Below are 14,646 nucleotides of genomic sequence, written 5' to 3' on the forward strand. Positions count from 1 at the left end.
CTTCCAAGTCACGGACGGGGGCTGCGCGGCGCGTCCCGCTGCCGGGTGCGGCTACTCCTCGACGGTCAGGGCCTTCCTGAGGCTGACCAGGGTGCGGGACAGCAGCCGGGACACGTGCATCTGCGAGATGCCGAGCTCCTCGCCGATCTCCGACTGGGTCATGTTGGCGACGAAACGAAGGGAGAGGATTTTACGATCCCGTGGCGGAAGGCTTGCGATCAGCGGCTTGAGCGACTCGATGTACTCGATGCCTTCGAGGCCGTCGTCCTCGTAGCCGATCCGGTCGGCCAGCGCGCCCTCGCCGTCGTCTTCCTCGTGCTGGGCGTCCAGCGAGCTCGCGGTGTAGGCGTTGCTCGCCGCCATGCCCTCGGCGACCTCGTCGCGGGACAGGCCGAGCCGCTCGGCCAGCTCGTTCATGGTGGGGGCGCGGTCGAGCCGCTGGGCGAGCTCGTCGGTCGCCTTCGCGAGGTCGATGCGCAGCTCCTGGAGCCGGCGCGGAACCCGTACCGACCAGGACGTGTCGCGGAAGAAGCGCTTGATCTCGCCGATGATGGTCGGCATCGCGAAGGTCGGGAACTCCACGCCACGGCTGAGCTCGAAACGGTCGATCGCCTTGATCAGGCCGATGGTGCCGACCTGGATGATGTCCTCCATCGGCTCGCTGCGGGAGCGGAAGCGGGAGGCGGCGAACTTCACGAGCGCCAGGTTGAGTTCGACGAGCGTGTTGCGCACGTACGCGTACTCGTGCGTGCCCTCTTCGAGGGATTCGAGCCGCGCGAAAAGCGTCTTCGACAGGGCTCGTGCGTCCAGCGGCCCGACCTGGTCGAAGGGCGGGATCGCCGGGAGGCCTTCGGGGCGGTCCGGGCCCGCGGACGGATCCGTCGCGGGGCCGGGGAGTGCCGACTGCGCGGTGGGGGTACGCGTTTCGTCGAGCCGGGGTGACATGGTCTCCTCCATCGTTCTCGGCATATGGCTGCCGATGCCCATACATGTGCTGCGGTGAGCGGCGCCTCCGAAGCCGGCCGTCGTCGGGTGTGTCCCTACTAGCCCTACCTGCTAGGGGCGGACGGTTGCAAGTGTCATATATTCCTTTTGTACCTTCTGGGGTATAGGTCGGCTGGCCCCTCGGCGTACGGAAGGCGTACTGTTCGACCGGAGTCAGCGCCGTCTTCGACGGTGTTGTGCATGCACGGCGGCACAGTGGACGATGCGGTGGACATCACGCGATTGCGCGGTGATGAGGCGGCGAACGACACGGCGAAGAGGGACGGGCATGGACCGCGCGACGGTCGGCAGCGCAAATCGGGGCCGACTTCAGGTCGAGGCTCGGACCGAGGGCCGCAGCGAGGTGGTCAAACCGGTGGGTGAGTTGGATCACCACACCGCCGAGCTGCTGCGCGCACCCTTGGACGACGCACTCGAACAGGGCCGTACACGGCTCGTCATCGACTGCTCACAGCTGGAATTCTGCGATTCCACCGGACTCAACGTGCTGCTCGGTGCCAGGCTGAAGGCGGAAGCGGCCGGGGGAGCGGTCCATCTGGCCGGAATGCTGCCCGTGGTGGCGAGGGTTTTCGAGATCACGGGAGCCGAGGCGGTCTTCACCGTGCACGACTCCCTTGAACAGGCCCTTTCCGGCTGATCGACCTGATCGGCCCACCCCTGTTGTCCCTGTCACGCACACCGTGACGGTGCAGTGGGTGTTGTCACGATTCGGCAGGGCAGGAGAACCCCGGCAGATCGTTGACAGCTCAGCACTGTGAGTACCGAAGTAATGGCGAACCGGTGAATCGGTGAGGTGAAGCGCTGATGAGCACCACCCGGCAGCAGCCGCCGGGCGACCTCGGCCCCGAGCGGAATGTCGCCGCCGACTCCTCCGGAGCGCGCGGCGTCGTCCGCTCGCTTGCCCTGGGCAGCGCCAGCGGCATCGTGCCGCTCGCCCGCGACTTCACCCGCCAGGCGCTGTACGACTGGGGCTGGCTGCCTGCCGCCACGGCCGACCGGCGGGCCGCCGCCGAGGACGTGCTCCTGGTCGTCTCCGAGCTGGTCACCAACGCCTGTCTGCACGCGGAGGGCCCCGAGGAACTGAGGGTCGGCTGCGACGGCAAAGTGCTGCGCCTGGAGGTCACCGACCGGGGCACGGGACAGCCCGCGCCACGCACCCCGCACCGGGCCGGACGTCCCGGCGGGCACGGCATGTTCATCGTCCAGAGGCTCTGTCTGGACTGGGGGGTTCTGCGGATCCCCGGCGCGTCCGGCAAGACCGTATGGGCGGAGCTCGCGGCACCCTAGGGTCCTTCGTCGGATCGAGCCCGGCAGGATCCAAACGAGAGGCCCCAGGGCCTTCGCGCCTGGGTACGGCAGGTTTTGAATCTCTTGTGGAGCACGTCAATACGGCGTGCTCTTTGTCTTCCCTCCCCAAGGTCCCCGGCGTACCTTGAGCGCCCGATCTGATGTGCCGTCAGTAACTTCGGCGGCTTCGGGTCGTCTTCCGGCAGCAACTTCCGGCATGAGGGGAACTCAAGGTGTCGTACCAGAAGCGGACAGCTCTCGCGCTGGCAGCAGCGGTGGCGGGCTCGGTGGTGCTGATGGCCGCCCCTGTCGCCCATGCCGACGTGGTGGACGTCGACTACCAGTGCCAGACACCGATCGGACCCAAGGGCGCGGTGTCACCGATCGACATCAAGGCCGTCAAGAGCGGCAGCGGCTACCAGCTCACGATGTCCTTCCAGAAGGGAGTCTCGTCCAGCCCGGTGGAGCTCGGCAAGGGCGCGATGAAGCCAAGCGCGCTGATCAAGCTCGGAGGCACGGGCGAGGGCACGGTCGCGGTCACCGGACCGGCGAACGCGGCGGCGATACCCGCCAACACCCCCATCAAGATCAGTGACTTGTCGGGTACGTACACCCCCAGGAAGAACGGCAAGGTCACCTTCACCGCGGGCGTCCTGACGATCAAGGCGCTCGGTACAACGACGACCTGCACCCCCAAGAACAACCCGAAGCCGTCCCTCGAACTCGATGTCACCGGCGCGACGGGCTCCCAGCCCACACCGTCCGGCGGCGGCGAACTGCCCAGGACCGGCCCGCTCGACTCCGCACTCGCGCTCGGCACCCTCGGCGGCACCGTGCTGCTCTCCGGGGCAGCCGGGGTGCTCTGGCTGACCAGGCGCGGCCGGCGGACCGCGAGCTGACCCGTGCGCACGCCCCCACTGTTCGCCGCCGTCGTGGCCGTGCTGGTGTACGCGCTGTGCGTCCCGTCCGCACGGGCGCAGGAGATCTGGACGGCGGAGCCCGGCGGCCGGAGGCCGTACGTCTATCTGGAGGGCCTGCCCGGCACAGTCCTGGAGGACACGCTCTCCGTGACGAACCCCGGCGCCGAGCCGCTCACCGTCCGGCTGCGCCCGGCCGACGCCTACAACACGACGACCGGCGCGCTCGCCGTCCGCGGCGCGCGCCGGTCCAAGGGCGCGGGCACCTGGATCACCCTCGCCTCCACAGAGGTGACCGTCCCCCCGCGCACCCGCGCCGAGATCCCCTTCTCGGTCACCGTCCCCACAGCCGCGCTGCCCGGCGAACACCCCGGCGCGATCATGGCTCGATCCGGCGGGCGGGAGGCGGGTGTACGGATCCATCTGCGCGTCAGCGGCCCCACGCTGGCCGCCTTCACGGTCGAGGACGTGGACGTCGCGGACGGAGCCATCCACTACACCCTCGTCAACCGGGGCAACACGGCCCTGAGCCCACGCCTGACGATCCGGGCCGACGGCCTCTTCGGCGAGGTGATGCGCCGTGCGCCCCGCACGCTCCCGGTGGAACTGCTCCCGGCCCAGCGGATCACGCTCACCGAGAAGTGGCCGGACCGTCCCGCCTTCGACGCGGTGACGGTCCATATCGAGGCCACTGCCCCGGGAGCGGCCCGGGCCACCGCGTCGGCCCCGGCGCGCTTCGTGCCCTGGGGGAGGGCGGCGGGAGCGGGAGCCGGACTGCTCGTGGCCGCGGCCGGGGCGGTGCGGTTCGTACGCCGCACATCACGCGGGCAGCCGGAACGCGGCCATGACGACGAACAGGCGGACAGCAGGCGCGAGTTGACGGGAGCAGCCACGTGAGGGCCAAGGCCGGACGGAAAGTGGCGGCGCTTCTGGCGGCGCTCGGGCTCGTACTTCTGCCGCTCCACGGCGCCGCCGCCTATACGCGACCCGACGTCAAGCTCTCCCGAACCCAGGCGGGCAGGGGCGGCGACATCACCGTCAGCGGCAGCGGATGGCGGCCCGGCGCGCTCCTGATGCTGCTCGTCTGCGGGCAGGCCGCGCCCGGCAAGGGCGTGATCGGCGGCACCAACGCCTGCGCCAACGCCGACGGCCGTGCCGTCACCACCGACGCCCAGGGCTCCTTCAGCAAGAGGATGCCGGTCGCCGAACCGCCGAAGCCCTGCCCCTGTGTCGTGCATGTGGCGACCGTGACCGGTGAACAGACCGCCGTGGACGCCCCGTTCGTCGTCGCAGGGCACCCCGTCGCGCCCCTGCCGCGGCCCGCCGGCGGCGGAAGACTCGCCGTGCTCGCCGCCACCAGGCTCGAAGGCGACTCCGGCATCCTCGTCTTCTTCGGCGCTCCCGCTTCCCGCAGGCTCGAATTCACCGTCGGCAACCTCGGCGCCGAGCCCGTGAAGGACCCCGTCTTCGAGATCGGCACCGCACACGGCGTCTTCGCCCCGCAGTGGGAGGAGCGGCAGTGGCGCGGCACCATCGCCCCCGGCGGGAAGGTGCTGGTGAAGCTGCCCGTCCAGCTGTCCGCCGGGGCACACGGCGACTACGGGATCTCGGTGAAGTACGGCACCAAGGTCCTGGCCGAACAGCCGTGGGGCGTCGGCCGCCCCTGGGGCGTCACGATCTTCTGGATTCTCCTCGCCGTCGTCGTGCCCGCCGCCGTGTTCCGTATCGGCATGGCGGTCGTCGACCGGGTCCGCCCGCAGGGCAACGGCCGCCACCGCACGGGCCCGCTGGCCGCCCTGCGACTGCCGGCGTTGCGACTGCCTGCGTTCCGCCGCCCCGGTTCCCGCCGTACCGGGGCGCCCGCGACGCCGAAGAGCACCACGACCACCACGGCCGCTCTGCCGTGGTTCACACCTGACTCCGCACCGTCAGAGAACCGGTCCACGACGAAGGGACATTCGTGAGCACGCAACGGAGGATGAGCGCGGCCGGGGTCGCGCTGATGCTCGGCGGCGCGGGGATCCTGCTGGCCGCAAGCCCCGCCCAGGCAGCCGAGGTCTCGTACAGGACGGAGTGCATACCACCGCCCATCTCGGGCCTGCCGGCCGTCCAGGGCACCACGAAGGTGCAGATCACCGCGCCGGCCGAGGCCAAGGTCGGCGACGAGGTCGAGGTGGTCTGGAAAACGGTCGAGGCCGCGTCCAAGAACCCGGACGTCCTCGACCTGGAGAAGGACACCGTCAAGCCGACCGGAACCGTCACGGTGGGAGGCGCCGGCTCGGGCGAGCTGAAGATGGAGGGGCCGCGGCAGAATCCGCCGATCCCCAAGAACAGCCCGATGGTGCTGCCCGACATGAAAGGGAAGCTGAAGCTGGAGAAGGCGGGCGAGATCACGCTGACGCCCGGCGCGTACAACATCAACGTCTCCAAGCCGATCTCGACGGACACCAAGTGCTCGCCGAAGGAGACGGTCCCGGTCGCGGCAAGGATCAAGGTGACGGAGGGCTCGGGCAACTCGGGCGGTACGACGACGTCCGGTGGTACGACGACATCGGGCGGTACCACGACGAACGGCGGTACGACCTCCGCGGGCACCACCGGCGGCGCGACGACCTCCGGGGGCACCGCCTCCGGCGGCACGACCGCCGGCGGGGGCGGGCAGAGCGACTTCCCCGGCAAGGAGGTCGCCGTCACCTTCGCCTGCAAGTCCCCGGGGCCGGCCGGCATCAGTTCCAAGGTGACGATCAACGCCAAGAAGAACGGCGGCAGTTACGACCTGGTCGTCAAGACGGCCAAAGGCGTCATGAACAGCCCGGCAGCGCTCCCCGCCGGCGCGCTCAAGCCGTCCATGGCCGTCGTCGTCGGCGGCGCCGACAAGGGCACCGTCCCCGTCACCGGACCCGCCAACAAGGATCCGCTGGAGCAGGGAAAGCCGGTCGACCTCGCCGACATGACCGGTACGTACAAGCCGGGCGCCGGCGGCAAGTCCACCCTGAGCCCCGGCACCCTGACGATCGACGTCACCCTCGGCGGCCAGAAGATCAGCATCCCGTGCACGGTCAAGGGCACGGCCCAGGCGTCCCTCGAACTCGACACCACGGCCCAGCCGGGCGGCGCGGCGGGCGGTGACTCCTCGTCCGGAGGGTCGCCGGGCGGCGGCTCCGCGGGCACCGACGGCGGCCTGGCCCAGACGGGCGCCGAGAACGACGGCGCCCTGCGGGCCCTGGCACTGGTCGCGGGCACAGTGATCCTTCTGGGGGGCGCGGTCTTCACGTTCACCCCGTGGCGGAGGCTGCGCGGAACGCGCTAGGCACCGCGCGCCGGACACGGCGAAGGGCCGCCGCACCGAATCCGGTGCGGCGGCCCTGGCGCGTGTACGGGCTGCGTGAGCGTGTACGGGCTACGTCAGTGGACGTCGCCCATCTGCTCCTCGACCTTCCTGCGGTACATGAAGATCGCGACACCGGCCACGGCGGCGAGCGCCGCCTGCATGGCGATGATGCCGGTTCCGTTGAGGTCGACACCCGCGAGGGAGAGCAGACCCGTGGAGCAGTCACCGGCGGTGACCGCGAGGAACCAGACACCCATCATCTGGCTCGCGTACTTCTGCGGCGCCATCTTGGTGGTGACCGACAGGCCCACCGGCGAGAGGCACAGCTCGGCGATCGTCTGGATCATGTAGATCGAGACCAGCCACATCGGACTGACCTTGGTGCCGTCGCCGGCCATGCCCATCGGAACGATGAAGACGAAGAAGGATCCACCGACCAGGACCAGGGCCATCGCGAACTTCACGATCGTGCTGGGCTCCTGGTTCCTGCGGGCCAGCCACAGCCACAGCCAGGCGAAGACCGGCGCGAGCGCCATGACGAACAGCGGGTTCAGCGACTGGAACCAGGTGGCCGGGAAGTCGAAGCCGAACAGGGTGTCGCCGGTCTTGGCGTCCGCGAACAGGGACAGCGTGGAGCCACCCTGGTCGTAGATCATCCAGAAGACGGCGGCGGCGACGAAGAACCAGATGTAGCCGCTCATCTTCGACTGCTCGGTCCTCGTCAGGCTCTTGTCGAGCTTGATACGGACCAGGACGGCGACCGGGATGATCAGGCCGGCCAGGGTCAGCGGGACGAGCGCCCAGTTCAGGGTGTACATGCCCATCGCGACGACGGCGCCGTAGAACACGGCCACAAGGGTGGTGACCAGCGCGGTCCTGGCCAGGATGCTCCTGCGCTCCTGGGCGTCGAGCGGGTTCGGGACGATGCTGCTCTTCTCGCTCAGGTTCCGGGTGCCGATCAGGAACTGGGCGAGACCCAGGCCCATGCCGACAGCGGCGAGAGCGAAGCCGTAGTGCCAGTTGTGCTTCTCGCCGACGGTGCCGATCACCAGCGGCGCCACGAAGGCACCGAGGTTGATGCCCATGTAGAAGATCGTGAAGCCGCCGTCGCGGCGCGGGTCGTCCGGACCGTCGTAGAGGTGGCCGACCATCGTGGAGATGTTGGCCTTCAGCAGACCGGAGCCGACCGCGACGAGGACGAGGCCGACGAAGAACATCGCCTGACCCGGTGCGGCGAGCGACAGATGGCCCGCCATGATCACGAAGGCGGCGATGGTGACCGTCTTGCGGGCACCCCAGACGCGGTCACCGAACCAGCCGCCGGGCATGGCCATCAGGTAGACCATCGAGACATAGACGGCGTAGATGGCCGACGCCGTGGCGGCGGACATCGCGAGGCCGCCGCCCTGGCTGCCGGTCGCCGCGTCGGCGCCCCCGGAGACCAGGTAGAGCACGAGAAGGGCGCGCATGCCGTAATAGCTGAAGCGCTCCCACATCTCGGTCATGAAGAGAGTGGCCAGGCCGCGGGGGTGGCCGAGGAAGGTCTTCGCGGCAGCGGAGCCGGCGGAGTCCTTCGTCAGGCTGGACGCCATTGGGTCGTTCCTTGCTTGTTCGGGACGCGGTGCTTTGTGAGCGGTACGCGCCCGTTGGGGGGTGGCCGGAACCGGTGAGCGAGCCGTCCCACCCCACGCCCGAGGGGTTCGCTCCGTGGATCGGAGGAGGGACAGCCCGCATCGGGATCCACGCCCGTCGCGCTATGGCGCGCTCACGGCCCGGCCCGCAGGTCGTTCACTGTCGTCGAGGCCGGCAACCCGGCCTCGCACAGAGAGGAGACCCCTGGCTCGTGTGACGGGCCAAAGGTCCCCATGATGTACATCAGGCGTCTGGTCACCATACGACATGACACCACGTCATATGGAAGGACTTGAGAGATGGATCACAGGTGTTCCTGGAACCGGCTGCCTTGAATCGAAGGTCATAGTCATGATCGCACCCCTGACCCGCAGGGCTTGTCGATCACGCACCGGCGTGTACCTCTTGCGGACTACCATCACCTCATGACCCGTGTACTGCTCGCCGAGGACGACGCGTCCATCTCGGAGCCGCTGGCCCGCGCCCTGCGCCGGGAGGGTTACGAGGTCGAGGTGCGCGAGGACGGCCCGACCGCGCTGGACGCCGGGCTGGCGGGCGGCGTCGACCTCGTCGTCCTGGACCTCGGGCTTCCCGGCATGGACGGCCTGGAGGTGGCGAGACGGCTCCGTGCCGAGGGCCACACGGTGCCGATCCTGGTCCTGACCGCCCGCGCGGACGAGGTGGACACCGTGGTGGGCCTGGACGCCGGAGCGGACGACTACGTCACCAAGCCCTTCCGGCTCGCGGAACTGCTCGCCCGCGTCCGCGCGCTCCTGCGCCGCGGCTCGACGGAACCGGCACCGGCGCCGGCGACCCACGGCGTACGGATCGACGTGGAGTCGCACCGGGCATGGATGGGCGACGAGGAACTGCAACTCACGGCGAAAGAGTTCGATTTGCTGCGCGTCCTGGTCCGCGACGCGGGCCGGGTGGTCACCCGGGACCAGTTGATGCGCGAGGTCTGGGACACGACGTGGTGGTCCTCGACGAAGACGCTGGACATGCACATCTCCTGGCTCCGCAAGAAACTGGGCGACGACGCGGCGAACCCGCGGTACATCGCGACGGTGCGGGGCGTGGGTTTCCGCTTCGAAAAGAGCTGACCTGCTGCGAGCGGCGCGAGCGGCCACCACGGCGCGGGCCGCGGTGGCCGCTTCGCGGGCGTACGGGGCCGCCCGGACCCGTTCCGTCCGGGACGGGTCCATTCGGGACCTTTCTCGCGTTCGCGGTTACCGTGGCGGGGCGGTGGTCCCTTGGCGCCCCGAGGCACCCGCCCCGGGGCCGTCATGCTGGGGAGGGTCCGTGCAGGGTCGTCCCCGCAGGCGATCGGCGGCGGACACCGGGTGACCGATCCGGTCGGCCAGGTTGCCGCCGACACCGAGGAGTCGACCCGGAGGGGGCCAGGAACCCGCACCCCAGGCACCGGGCACCCCCGAGCCCGGCGGGTCCGTACCCCACGGCCGGGCCGCGCAACGTACCCCAAGACCCGCACCCCGCACCCCCGGAGCGCACATGCGTCGACGACTGATCAACTCCACCCTCGCCGTCGTCCTCGTCGTCATCGCCGTCTTCGGCGTCTCCCTCGTCCTCGTCGAGACCCGCACCATCTCCAGCAGCGCCCAGGAGAGCGTCGACTCCGAGGCCCTCCGCCTCGTCAGCATCGTCGACAGCCGGCTCATCGGTGGTGAGCCCGTCAATCCCGACATCCTGGCCGAGCAGAGCGGTGCCAAGCGGTACGCCCTCATCGACATTCCCGGCCGCGATCCCATCGAGATCGGCAAGCGTCCCGACGGCAGCGTCATCCGCGGTGTCGCGGACGGCGAGCGGGGCGAGAGCGTCACCGTCGAGGAATCACGGTCCGCCGTGACCCGCGAAGTCGGCCGGACCCTGCTGATCATCGGCGGGGTCGCCCTGCTCGCCGTCATCGCCGCCGTTCTCCTCGCCGTGCGCCAGGCCAACCGTCTCGGCTCGCCCCTCACGGACCTCGCCGAGACCGCCGAGCGCCTCGGCTCCGGCGATCCGCGCCCCCGCCACAAGCGCTACGGCGTCCCCGAGCTCGACCGGGTCGCCGATGTCCTTGACGCCAGTGCCGAGCGCATCGCCCGCATGCTCACCGCGGAACGCAGGCTCGCCGCGGATGCCTCGCACCAGCTCCGTACACCGCTGACCGCGCTGTCCATGCGGCTGGAGGAGATCACCCTCACCGACGACCCGGACACGGTCAAGGAGGAGGCGAGTATCGCGCTCGCCCAGGTGGAGCGGCTCACCGACGTCGTGGAGCGACTCCTGACGAACTCCCGGGACCCCCGCACCGGCTCCGCCGTCGTCTTCGACCTCGACGAGGTCGTCAAGCAGCAGCTGGAGGAGTGGCGCCCCGCCTACCGCAGCGCGGGCCGCGCCATCGTCTGCTCGGGCAGGCAGGGCATGCGGGCGGTCGGTACGCCGGGTGCCGTCGCCCAGGTGCTCGCCGCGCTGATCGAGAATTCGCTGATGCACGGCGGCGGAACCGTCGCCGTGCGGACCCGGGTCACCGGCAACCAGGCCGTGGTGGAGGTGACCGACGAGGGACCGGGCGTCCCGGCCGATCTCGGCGCGCGGATCTTCGAGCGGACCATCAGCGGCCGTAACTCGACGGGCATCGGCCTGGCCGTGGCCCGGGACCTGGCGGAGGCGGACGGCGGCCGGCTGGAACTGCTCCAGCAGCATCCACCGGTCTTCGCGCTGTTCCTCAGCCGCGTGGCCCGCAGCCGCAAGGACGACCCGCCCACGGTCCGCTAGCGGCCTCGGGGCGAGGGCCCGGCGCCACCGGCCCACAGGCGTGTATCACCGGGCCACAGGCGCTCAGCGCCACGAGGGCAAATCCGCCGACCGGCACTGGGCCGAAAGAGGGGCTCAGCGCCCGACCCGGTCCGGCGCCGCCCGCCGCTGCCCCAGGAACGATTCAGCTGTCTCCACGGCCTCGCGCGCCGGCAGTGCCCGGAAGACCCAGGTGCGGTACGACCAGAAGCGGAACAGCGTCGCGATGGCGATGCCGAGGAACTTGAAGATGTTGCTCTGCAGCGGGCTGTCCCAGCCGAAGCCGTATGTCGCCGCGTACAGAATCCCGTTCTCGATCACCAGGCCGACCACGCTGAACAGCAGAAAGAGCGTGAGCTCCTTCGTACGGCCGCTCTTGTCGCGGTCGCGGTAGGTGAAGTACCGAAAGCCCACGTAGTTGAAGGCGATCGCCACGACCGTGGCCAGGATCGAGGCCCGCACCACGGGGATCTCGGTCGTGTGCCGCACGACATTGAAGACCACGAGGTTGACGAGCAGGCCTGCCCCGCCCACCGCACCGAACTTGGCGACTTCGCGCAGGAGCTGGTCGAGCTGCCCGCGCAGCGCCCCGCCTCGTTCACTCATAGTGAGAGTTCAGCCCCATCGTTTCGGCAGCGTCAACCTAGTCATGCTAACCATCCACCCCCGGAGTTGCCTGTGGACGGTGGCAATGGTGTGGCGAGGCTGTGACACGGTCGACGGCGCCCAGCCCCCCGCGGGCGGCGGAGGGCTCCGGGGCGGCGGATACCCTAGGAGGGTGACGTTCCCGGTAGTCGGCATGGTCGGCGGCGGTCAGCTCGCCCGTATGACCCACGAGGCGGGCATCCCCCTCGGCATCAGATTCAAGCTTCTCAGTGACACCCCGCAGGACTCCGCGGCCCAGGCGGTCGGCGATGTCGTCATCGGCGACTACCGCGACCTGGACACGCTGCGTGAGTTCGCGCGGGGGTGCGACGTGCTCACGTTCGATCATGAGCATGTCCCGATCGAGCACCTGCGGGCGCTGGAGGCGGACGGCATCCCCGTCCGCCCGGGGCCCGACGCCCTGGTCCACGCGCAGGACAAGGGCGTGATGCGCGCGAAGCTCGACGAGCTCGGCGCGCCCTGCCCGCGCCACCGCATCGTCACGGACCCCGCCGATGTGACGGCGTTCGCGGAGGAGGGAGACGGCTTCCCCGTCATCCTCAAGACCGTGCGCGGCGGCTACGACGGCAAGGGCGTCTGGTTCGTGCGTACGCAGGCCGATGCCGAGGCCCCCTTCAAGGCGGGCGTCCCCGTCCTCGCCGAGGAGAAGGTCGACTTCACCCGCGAGCTTGCGGCGAACATCGTCCGTTCCCCGCACGGCCAGGCCGTTGCCTACCCCGTCGTGGAGTCCCGGCAGGTCGACGGCGTCTGCGACACGGTGATCGCGCCCGCGCCGGAGCTGGACGGCGAGCTGGCCGGCCAGGCCCAGGAGCTGGCCCTGCGGATCGCCAAGCAGCTCGGCGTGGTGGGCCATCTCGCGGTCGAGCTGTTCGAGACGGCCGACGGCCGCATCCTCGTCAACGAGCTGGCCATGCGCCCGCACAACTCCGGCCACTGGACCCAGGACGGCGCGATCACCTCGCAGTTCGCGAACCATGTGCGCGCGGTGCTCGATCTCCCCCTCGGGGACCCGAGGCCGCGCGCGAAGTGGACCGTCATGGCGAACGTCCTCGGCGGGGACTTCCCCGACATGTACGCGGCCTATCTGCACTGCATGGCCCGCGACCCGCAGCTCAAGATCCATATGTATGGCAAGGACGTCAAGCCCGGCCGCAAGGTGGGTCACGTCAACACCTACGGCGACGATCTCGACGACGTGCTGGAGCGCGCCCGTCACGCAGCCGGCTACCTCAGAGGAACGATCACCGAATGAGCCCTGTCGTTGGCATTGTCATGGGGTCCGACTCCGACTGGCCCGTCATGGAGGCCGCCGCTCAGGCCCTGGACGAGTTCGAGATCCCGTACGAGGTCGATGTCGTCTCCGCGCACCGGATGCCGCGCGAAATGATCGCGTACGGCGAGGGGGCCGCCGACCGCGGCCTCAAGGCGATCATCGCGGGCGCCGGGGGAGCCGCCCACCTTCCGGGCATGCTCGCCTCCGTCACCCCGCTCCCGGTGATCGGCGTCCCCGTGCCGCTGAAGTACCTCGACGGCATGGACTCGCTGCTGTCGATCGTGCAGATGCCCGCGGGTGTGCCCGTCGCGACCGTCTCGGTCGGCGGCGCCCGCAACGCCGGCCTGCTCGCCGCCCGCATCCTGGCCACGCAGGACGCTGAACTCCTCGTCCGTATGCGGGAGTTCCAGCAGGAGCTGAACGACCAGGCAACGGACAAGGGCAAGCGGCTCCGGGCCAAGGTCGCAGGTGCGGAGTCGTTCGGCTTCGGGAAGTAAGAGGCATGGACTTCCTCAGCCAGGCGCACGAGCTTCTCGCCTCCCACCCGGTCGTCGACGGCCACAACGATCTGCCCTGGGCGCTGCGCGAGCGCGTCCGCTACGACCTGGACCGCCTCGACATCGCTCACGACCAGCGGGGCCAGCTGCACACCGACATCCCGCGGCTGCGCAGCGGCAGGGTCGGCGCACAGTTCTGGTCCGTGTACGTGCGGGCTGGCATGGCCGGCGACGACGCGGTCAGCGCGACCCTGGAACAGATCGACGGGGTGCGCCAGCTGCTGGAGCGCTACCCCGCGGACCTGGCCGTCGCGCTGACGGCCGACGACATGGAGAAGGCGCGTGGGGAGGGCCGTATCGCCTCGCTGATGGGCGCCGAGGGCGGCCACTCCATCAACAACTCGCTGGCCACCTTGCGGGCGCTGTACGCACTGGGCGTGCGGTACATGACCCTCACCCACAACGACAACGTCGCGTGGGCGGACTCGGCCACGGACGAGGAGGTCGTGGGCGGCCTCTCCGCCTTCGGCCGTGAGGTCGTCCGGGAGATGAACCGTATCGGCATGCTCGTCGACCTCTCGCACGTCGCCGCGTCGACGATGCATGACGCGCTCGCCACCTCGGTCGCGCCGGTCGTCTTCTCGCACTCCTCGGCGCGGGCGATCTGCGACCACCCGCGCAATGTGCCCGACGACGTGCTCGCTCTGCTGCCGGCCAACGGCGGCGTCGCGATGGCCACGTTCGTGCCGAAGTTCGTCCTGCCCGCGGCCGTCGTATGGACCCGGGCGGCGGACGAGAACATGCAGGCGCACGGGCTGCACCACCTGGACACGACGCCGACGGCGATGAAGATTCACCAGGAGTTCGAGGCGGCGAACCCCCGTCCGGTGGCGACGGTCGCGACGGTCGCCGACCATCTCGACCACATGCGCGAGGTGGCAGGCATCGACCACATCGGCATCGGTGGCGACTTCGACGGGACGGCCTTCACGCCGGAGGGGCTCGATGATGTCGCGGGCTATCCGAACCTGATCGCGGAGCTGCTCGGCCGCGGCTGGTCCGGATCCGACCTCGCGAAGCTCACCTGGGAGAACGCGGTGCGCACGCTGCGCGCCGCGGAGGACGTCTCCCGCGGCCTGAGCGCCGAGCGCGGTCCGTCCAACGCGACGATCGAGCAGCTCGACGGCTGAGCGCGGCCGACGGGGGGTACGGGGAGGCGTCCCCGTACCCCCCGTCGGCCGC

Annotated in this window: 14 protein-coding genes; 11 read left to right on the forward strand and 3 right to left on the reverse strand. The window is 70.1% G+C overall.

Features of this window, described 5'->3' with window-relative positions; genetic code table 11:
• Positions 1 to 51: 51 nt before the first annotated feature.
• Positions 52 to 957, reverse strand: coding sequence for an RNA polymerase sigma factor SigF (locus tag OG293_RS21670; RefSeq protein ID WP_406000438.1), 906 nt, complete (start codon positions 955 to 957; stop codon positions 52 to 54).
• 316 nt (positions 958 to 1,273) lie between these two features.
• Here OG293_RS21670 and OG293_RS21675 point away from each other — a divergent pair, with 316 nt between their 5' ends.
• From OG293_RS21675 to OG293_RS21700, 6 genes are all read left to right on the forward strand, one after another.
• A complete protein-coding gene (locus OG293_RS21675; protein ID WP_406000439.1) occupies positions 1,274 to 1,642 on the forward strand; it encodes an STAS domain-containing protein in 369 nt (122 codons plus the stop codon).
• Between the two features lie 167 nt (positions 1,643 to 1,809).
• Positions 1,810 to 2,292: an ATP-binding protein gene (locus tag OG293_RS21680; protein ID WP_406000440.1), complete on the forward strand. Its 483-nt coding sequence runs from the start codon at positions 1,810 to 1,812 to the stop codon at positions 2,290 to 2,292.
• Between the two features lie 233 nt (positions 2,293 to 2,525).
• Positions 2,526 to 3,191 (forward strand): peptidase, encoded by a 666-nt coding sequence (locus tag OG293_RS21685; protein ID WP_406000441.1) that lies wholly within the window; start codon positions 2,526 to 2,528, stop codon positions 3,189 to 3,191.
• Between the two features lie 3 nt (positions 3,192 to 3,194).
• Positions 3,195 to 4,106 carry a hypothetical protein gene (locus tag OG293_RS21690; RefSeq protein WP_406000442.1) on the forward strand — a complete coding sequence of 304 codons (912 nt, stop codon included), beginning with the start codon at positions 3,195 to 3,197 and terminating at the stop codon, positions 4,104 to 4,106.
• A complete protein-coding gene (locus OG293_RS21695; RefSeq protein ID WP_406000443.1) occupies positions 4,103 to 5,173 on the forward strand; it encodes a neocarzinostatin apoprotein domain-containing protein in 1,071 nt (356 codons plus the stop codon). Before OG293_RS21690 ends, OG293_RS21695 begins: the two co-directional genes overlap by 4 nt.
• A 14-nt stretch (positions 5,174 to 5,187) precedes the next feature.
• Positions 5,188 to 6,519 (forward strand): hypothetical protein, encoded by a 1,332-nt coding sequence (locus OG293_RS21700; RefSeq protein ID WP_406003672.1) that lies wholly within the window; start codon positions 5,188 to 5,190, stop codon positions 6,517 to 6,519.
• A 95-nt stretch (positions 6,520 to 6,614) separates the two neighbouring features.
• Here the strand turns inward: OG293_RS21700 and OG293_RS21705 are convergent, their stop codons facing one another.
• Positions 6,615 to 8,132 carry a peptide MFS transporter gene (locus OG293_RS21705; protein WP_406000444.1) on the reverse strand — a complete coding sequence of 506 codons (1,518 nt, stop codon included), beginning with the start codon at positions 8,130 to 8,132 and terminating at the stop codon, positions 6,615 to 6,617.
• A gap of 465 nt (positions 8,133 to 8,597) precedes the next feature.
• Here OG293_RS21705 and OG293_RS21710 point away from each other — a divergent pair, with 465 nt between their 5' ends.
• Both OG293_RS21710 and OG293_RS21715 read left to right on the forward strand, forming a co-directional pair.
• Positions 8,598 to 9,275 (forward strand): response regulator transcription factor, encoded by a 678-nt coding sequence (locus OG293_RS21710; RefSeq protein ID WP_406000445.1) that lies wholly within the window; start codon positions 8,598 to 8,600, stop codon positions 9,273 to 9,275.
• Positions 9,276 to 9,684: 409 nt separating this feature from the next.
• Complete coding sequence (locus tag OG293_RS21715) at positions 9,685 to 10,950, forward strand: ATP-binding protein (RefSeq protein ID WP_406000446.1); 1,266 nt, start codon at positions 9,685 to 9,687, stop codon at positions 10,948 to 10,950.
• A gap of 114 nt (positions 10,951 to 11,064) precedes the next feature.
• On the opposite strand, the gene OG293_RS21720 is transcribed toward OG293_RS21715, so the two are convergent.
• A complete protein-coding gene (locus tag OG293_RS21720; RefSeq protein ID WP_406000447.1) occupies positions 11,065 to 11,574 on the reverse strand; it encodes a GtrA family protein in 510 nt (169 codons plus the stop codon).
• 193 nt (positions 11,575 to 11,767) lie between these two features.
• Here OG293_RS21720 and OG293_RS21725 point away from each other — a divergent pair, with 193 nt between their 5' ends.
• From OG293_RS21725 to OG293_RS21735, 3 genes are read left to right on the forward strand one after another with little or no spacing between them, the layout of a single operon-like run.
• The gene (locus OG293_RS21725; RefSeq protein WP_406003673.1) at positions 11,768 to 12,886 is read left to right on the forward strand and encodes a 5-(carboxyamino)imidazole ribonucleotide synthase; all 1,119 of its coding nucleotides are present in this window, start codon (positions 11,768 to 11,770) and stop codon (positions 12,884 to 12,886) included.
• Positions 12,883 to 13,404: a 5-(carboxyamino)imidazole ribonucleotide mutase gene (gene purE, locus OG293_RS21730; protein ID WP_406000448.1), complete on the forward strand. Its 522-nt coding sequence runs from the start codon at positions 12,883 to 12,885 to the stop codon at positions 13,402 to 13,404. Before OG293_RS21725 ends, purE begins: the two co-directional genes overlap by 4 nt.
• Positions 13,405 to 13,409: 5 nt before the next feature.
• On the forward strand, positions 13,410 to 14,594 hold the full coding sequence (locus OG293_RS21735; RefSeq protein ID WP_406000449.1) for a dipeptidase: 1,185 nt from the start codon (positions 13,410 to 13,412) through the stop codon (positions 14,592 to 14,594).
• Positions 14,595 to 14,646 lie beyond the last annotated feature (52 nt).

Source organism: Streptomyces sp. NBC_00829 (assembly GCF_045161795.1).
In the GTDB taxonomy this organism is placed as follows: domain Bacteria; phylum Actinomycetota; class Actinomycetes; order Streptomycetales; family Streptomycetaceae; genus Streptomyces.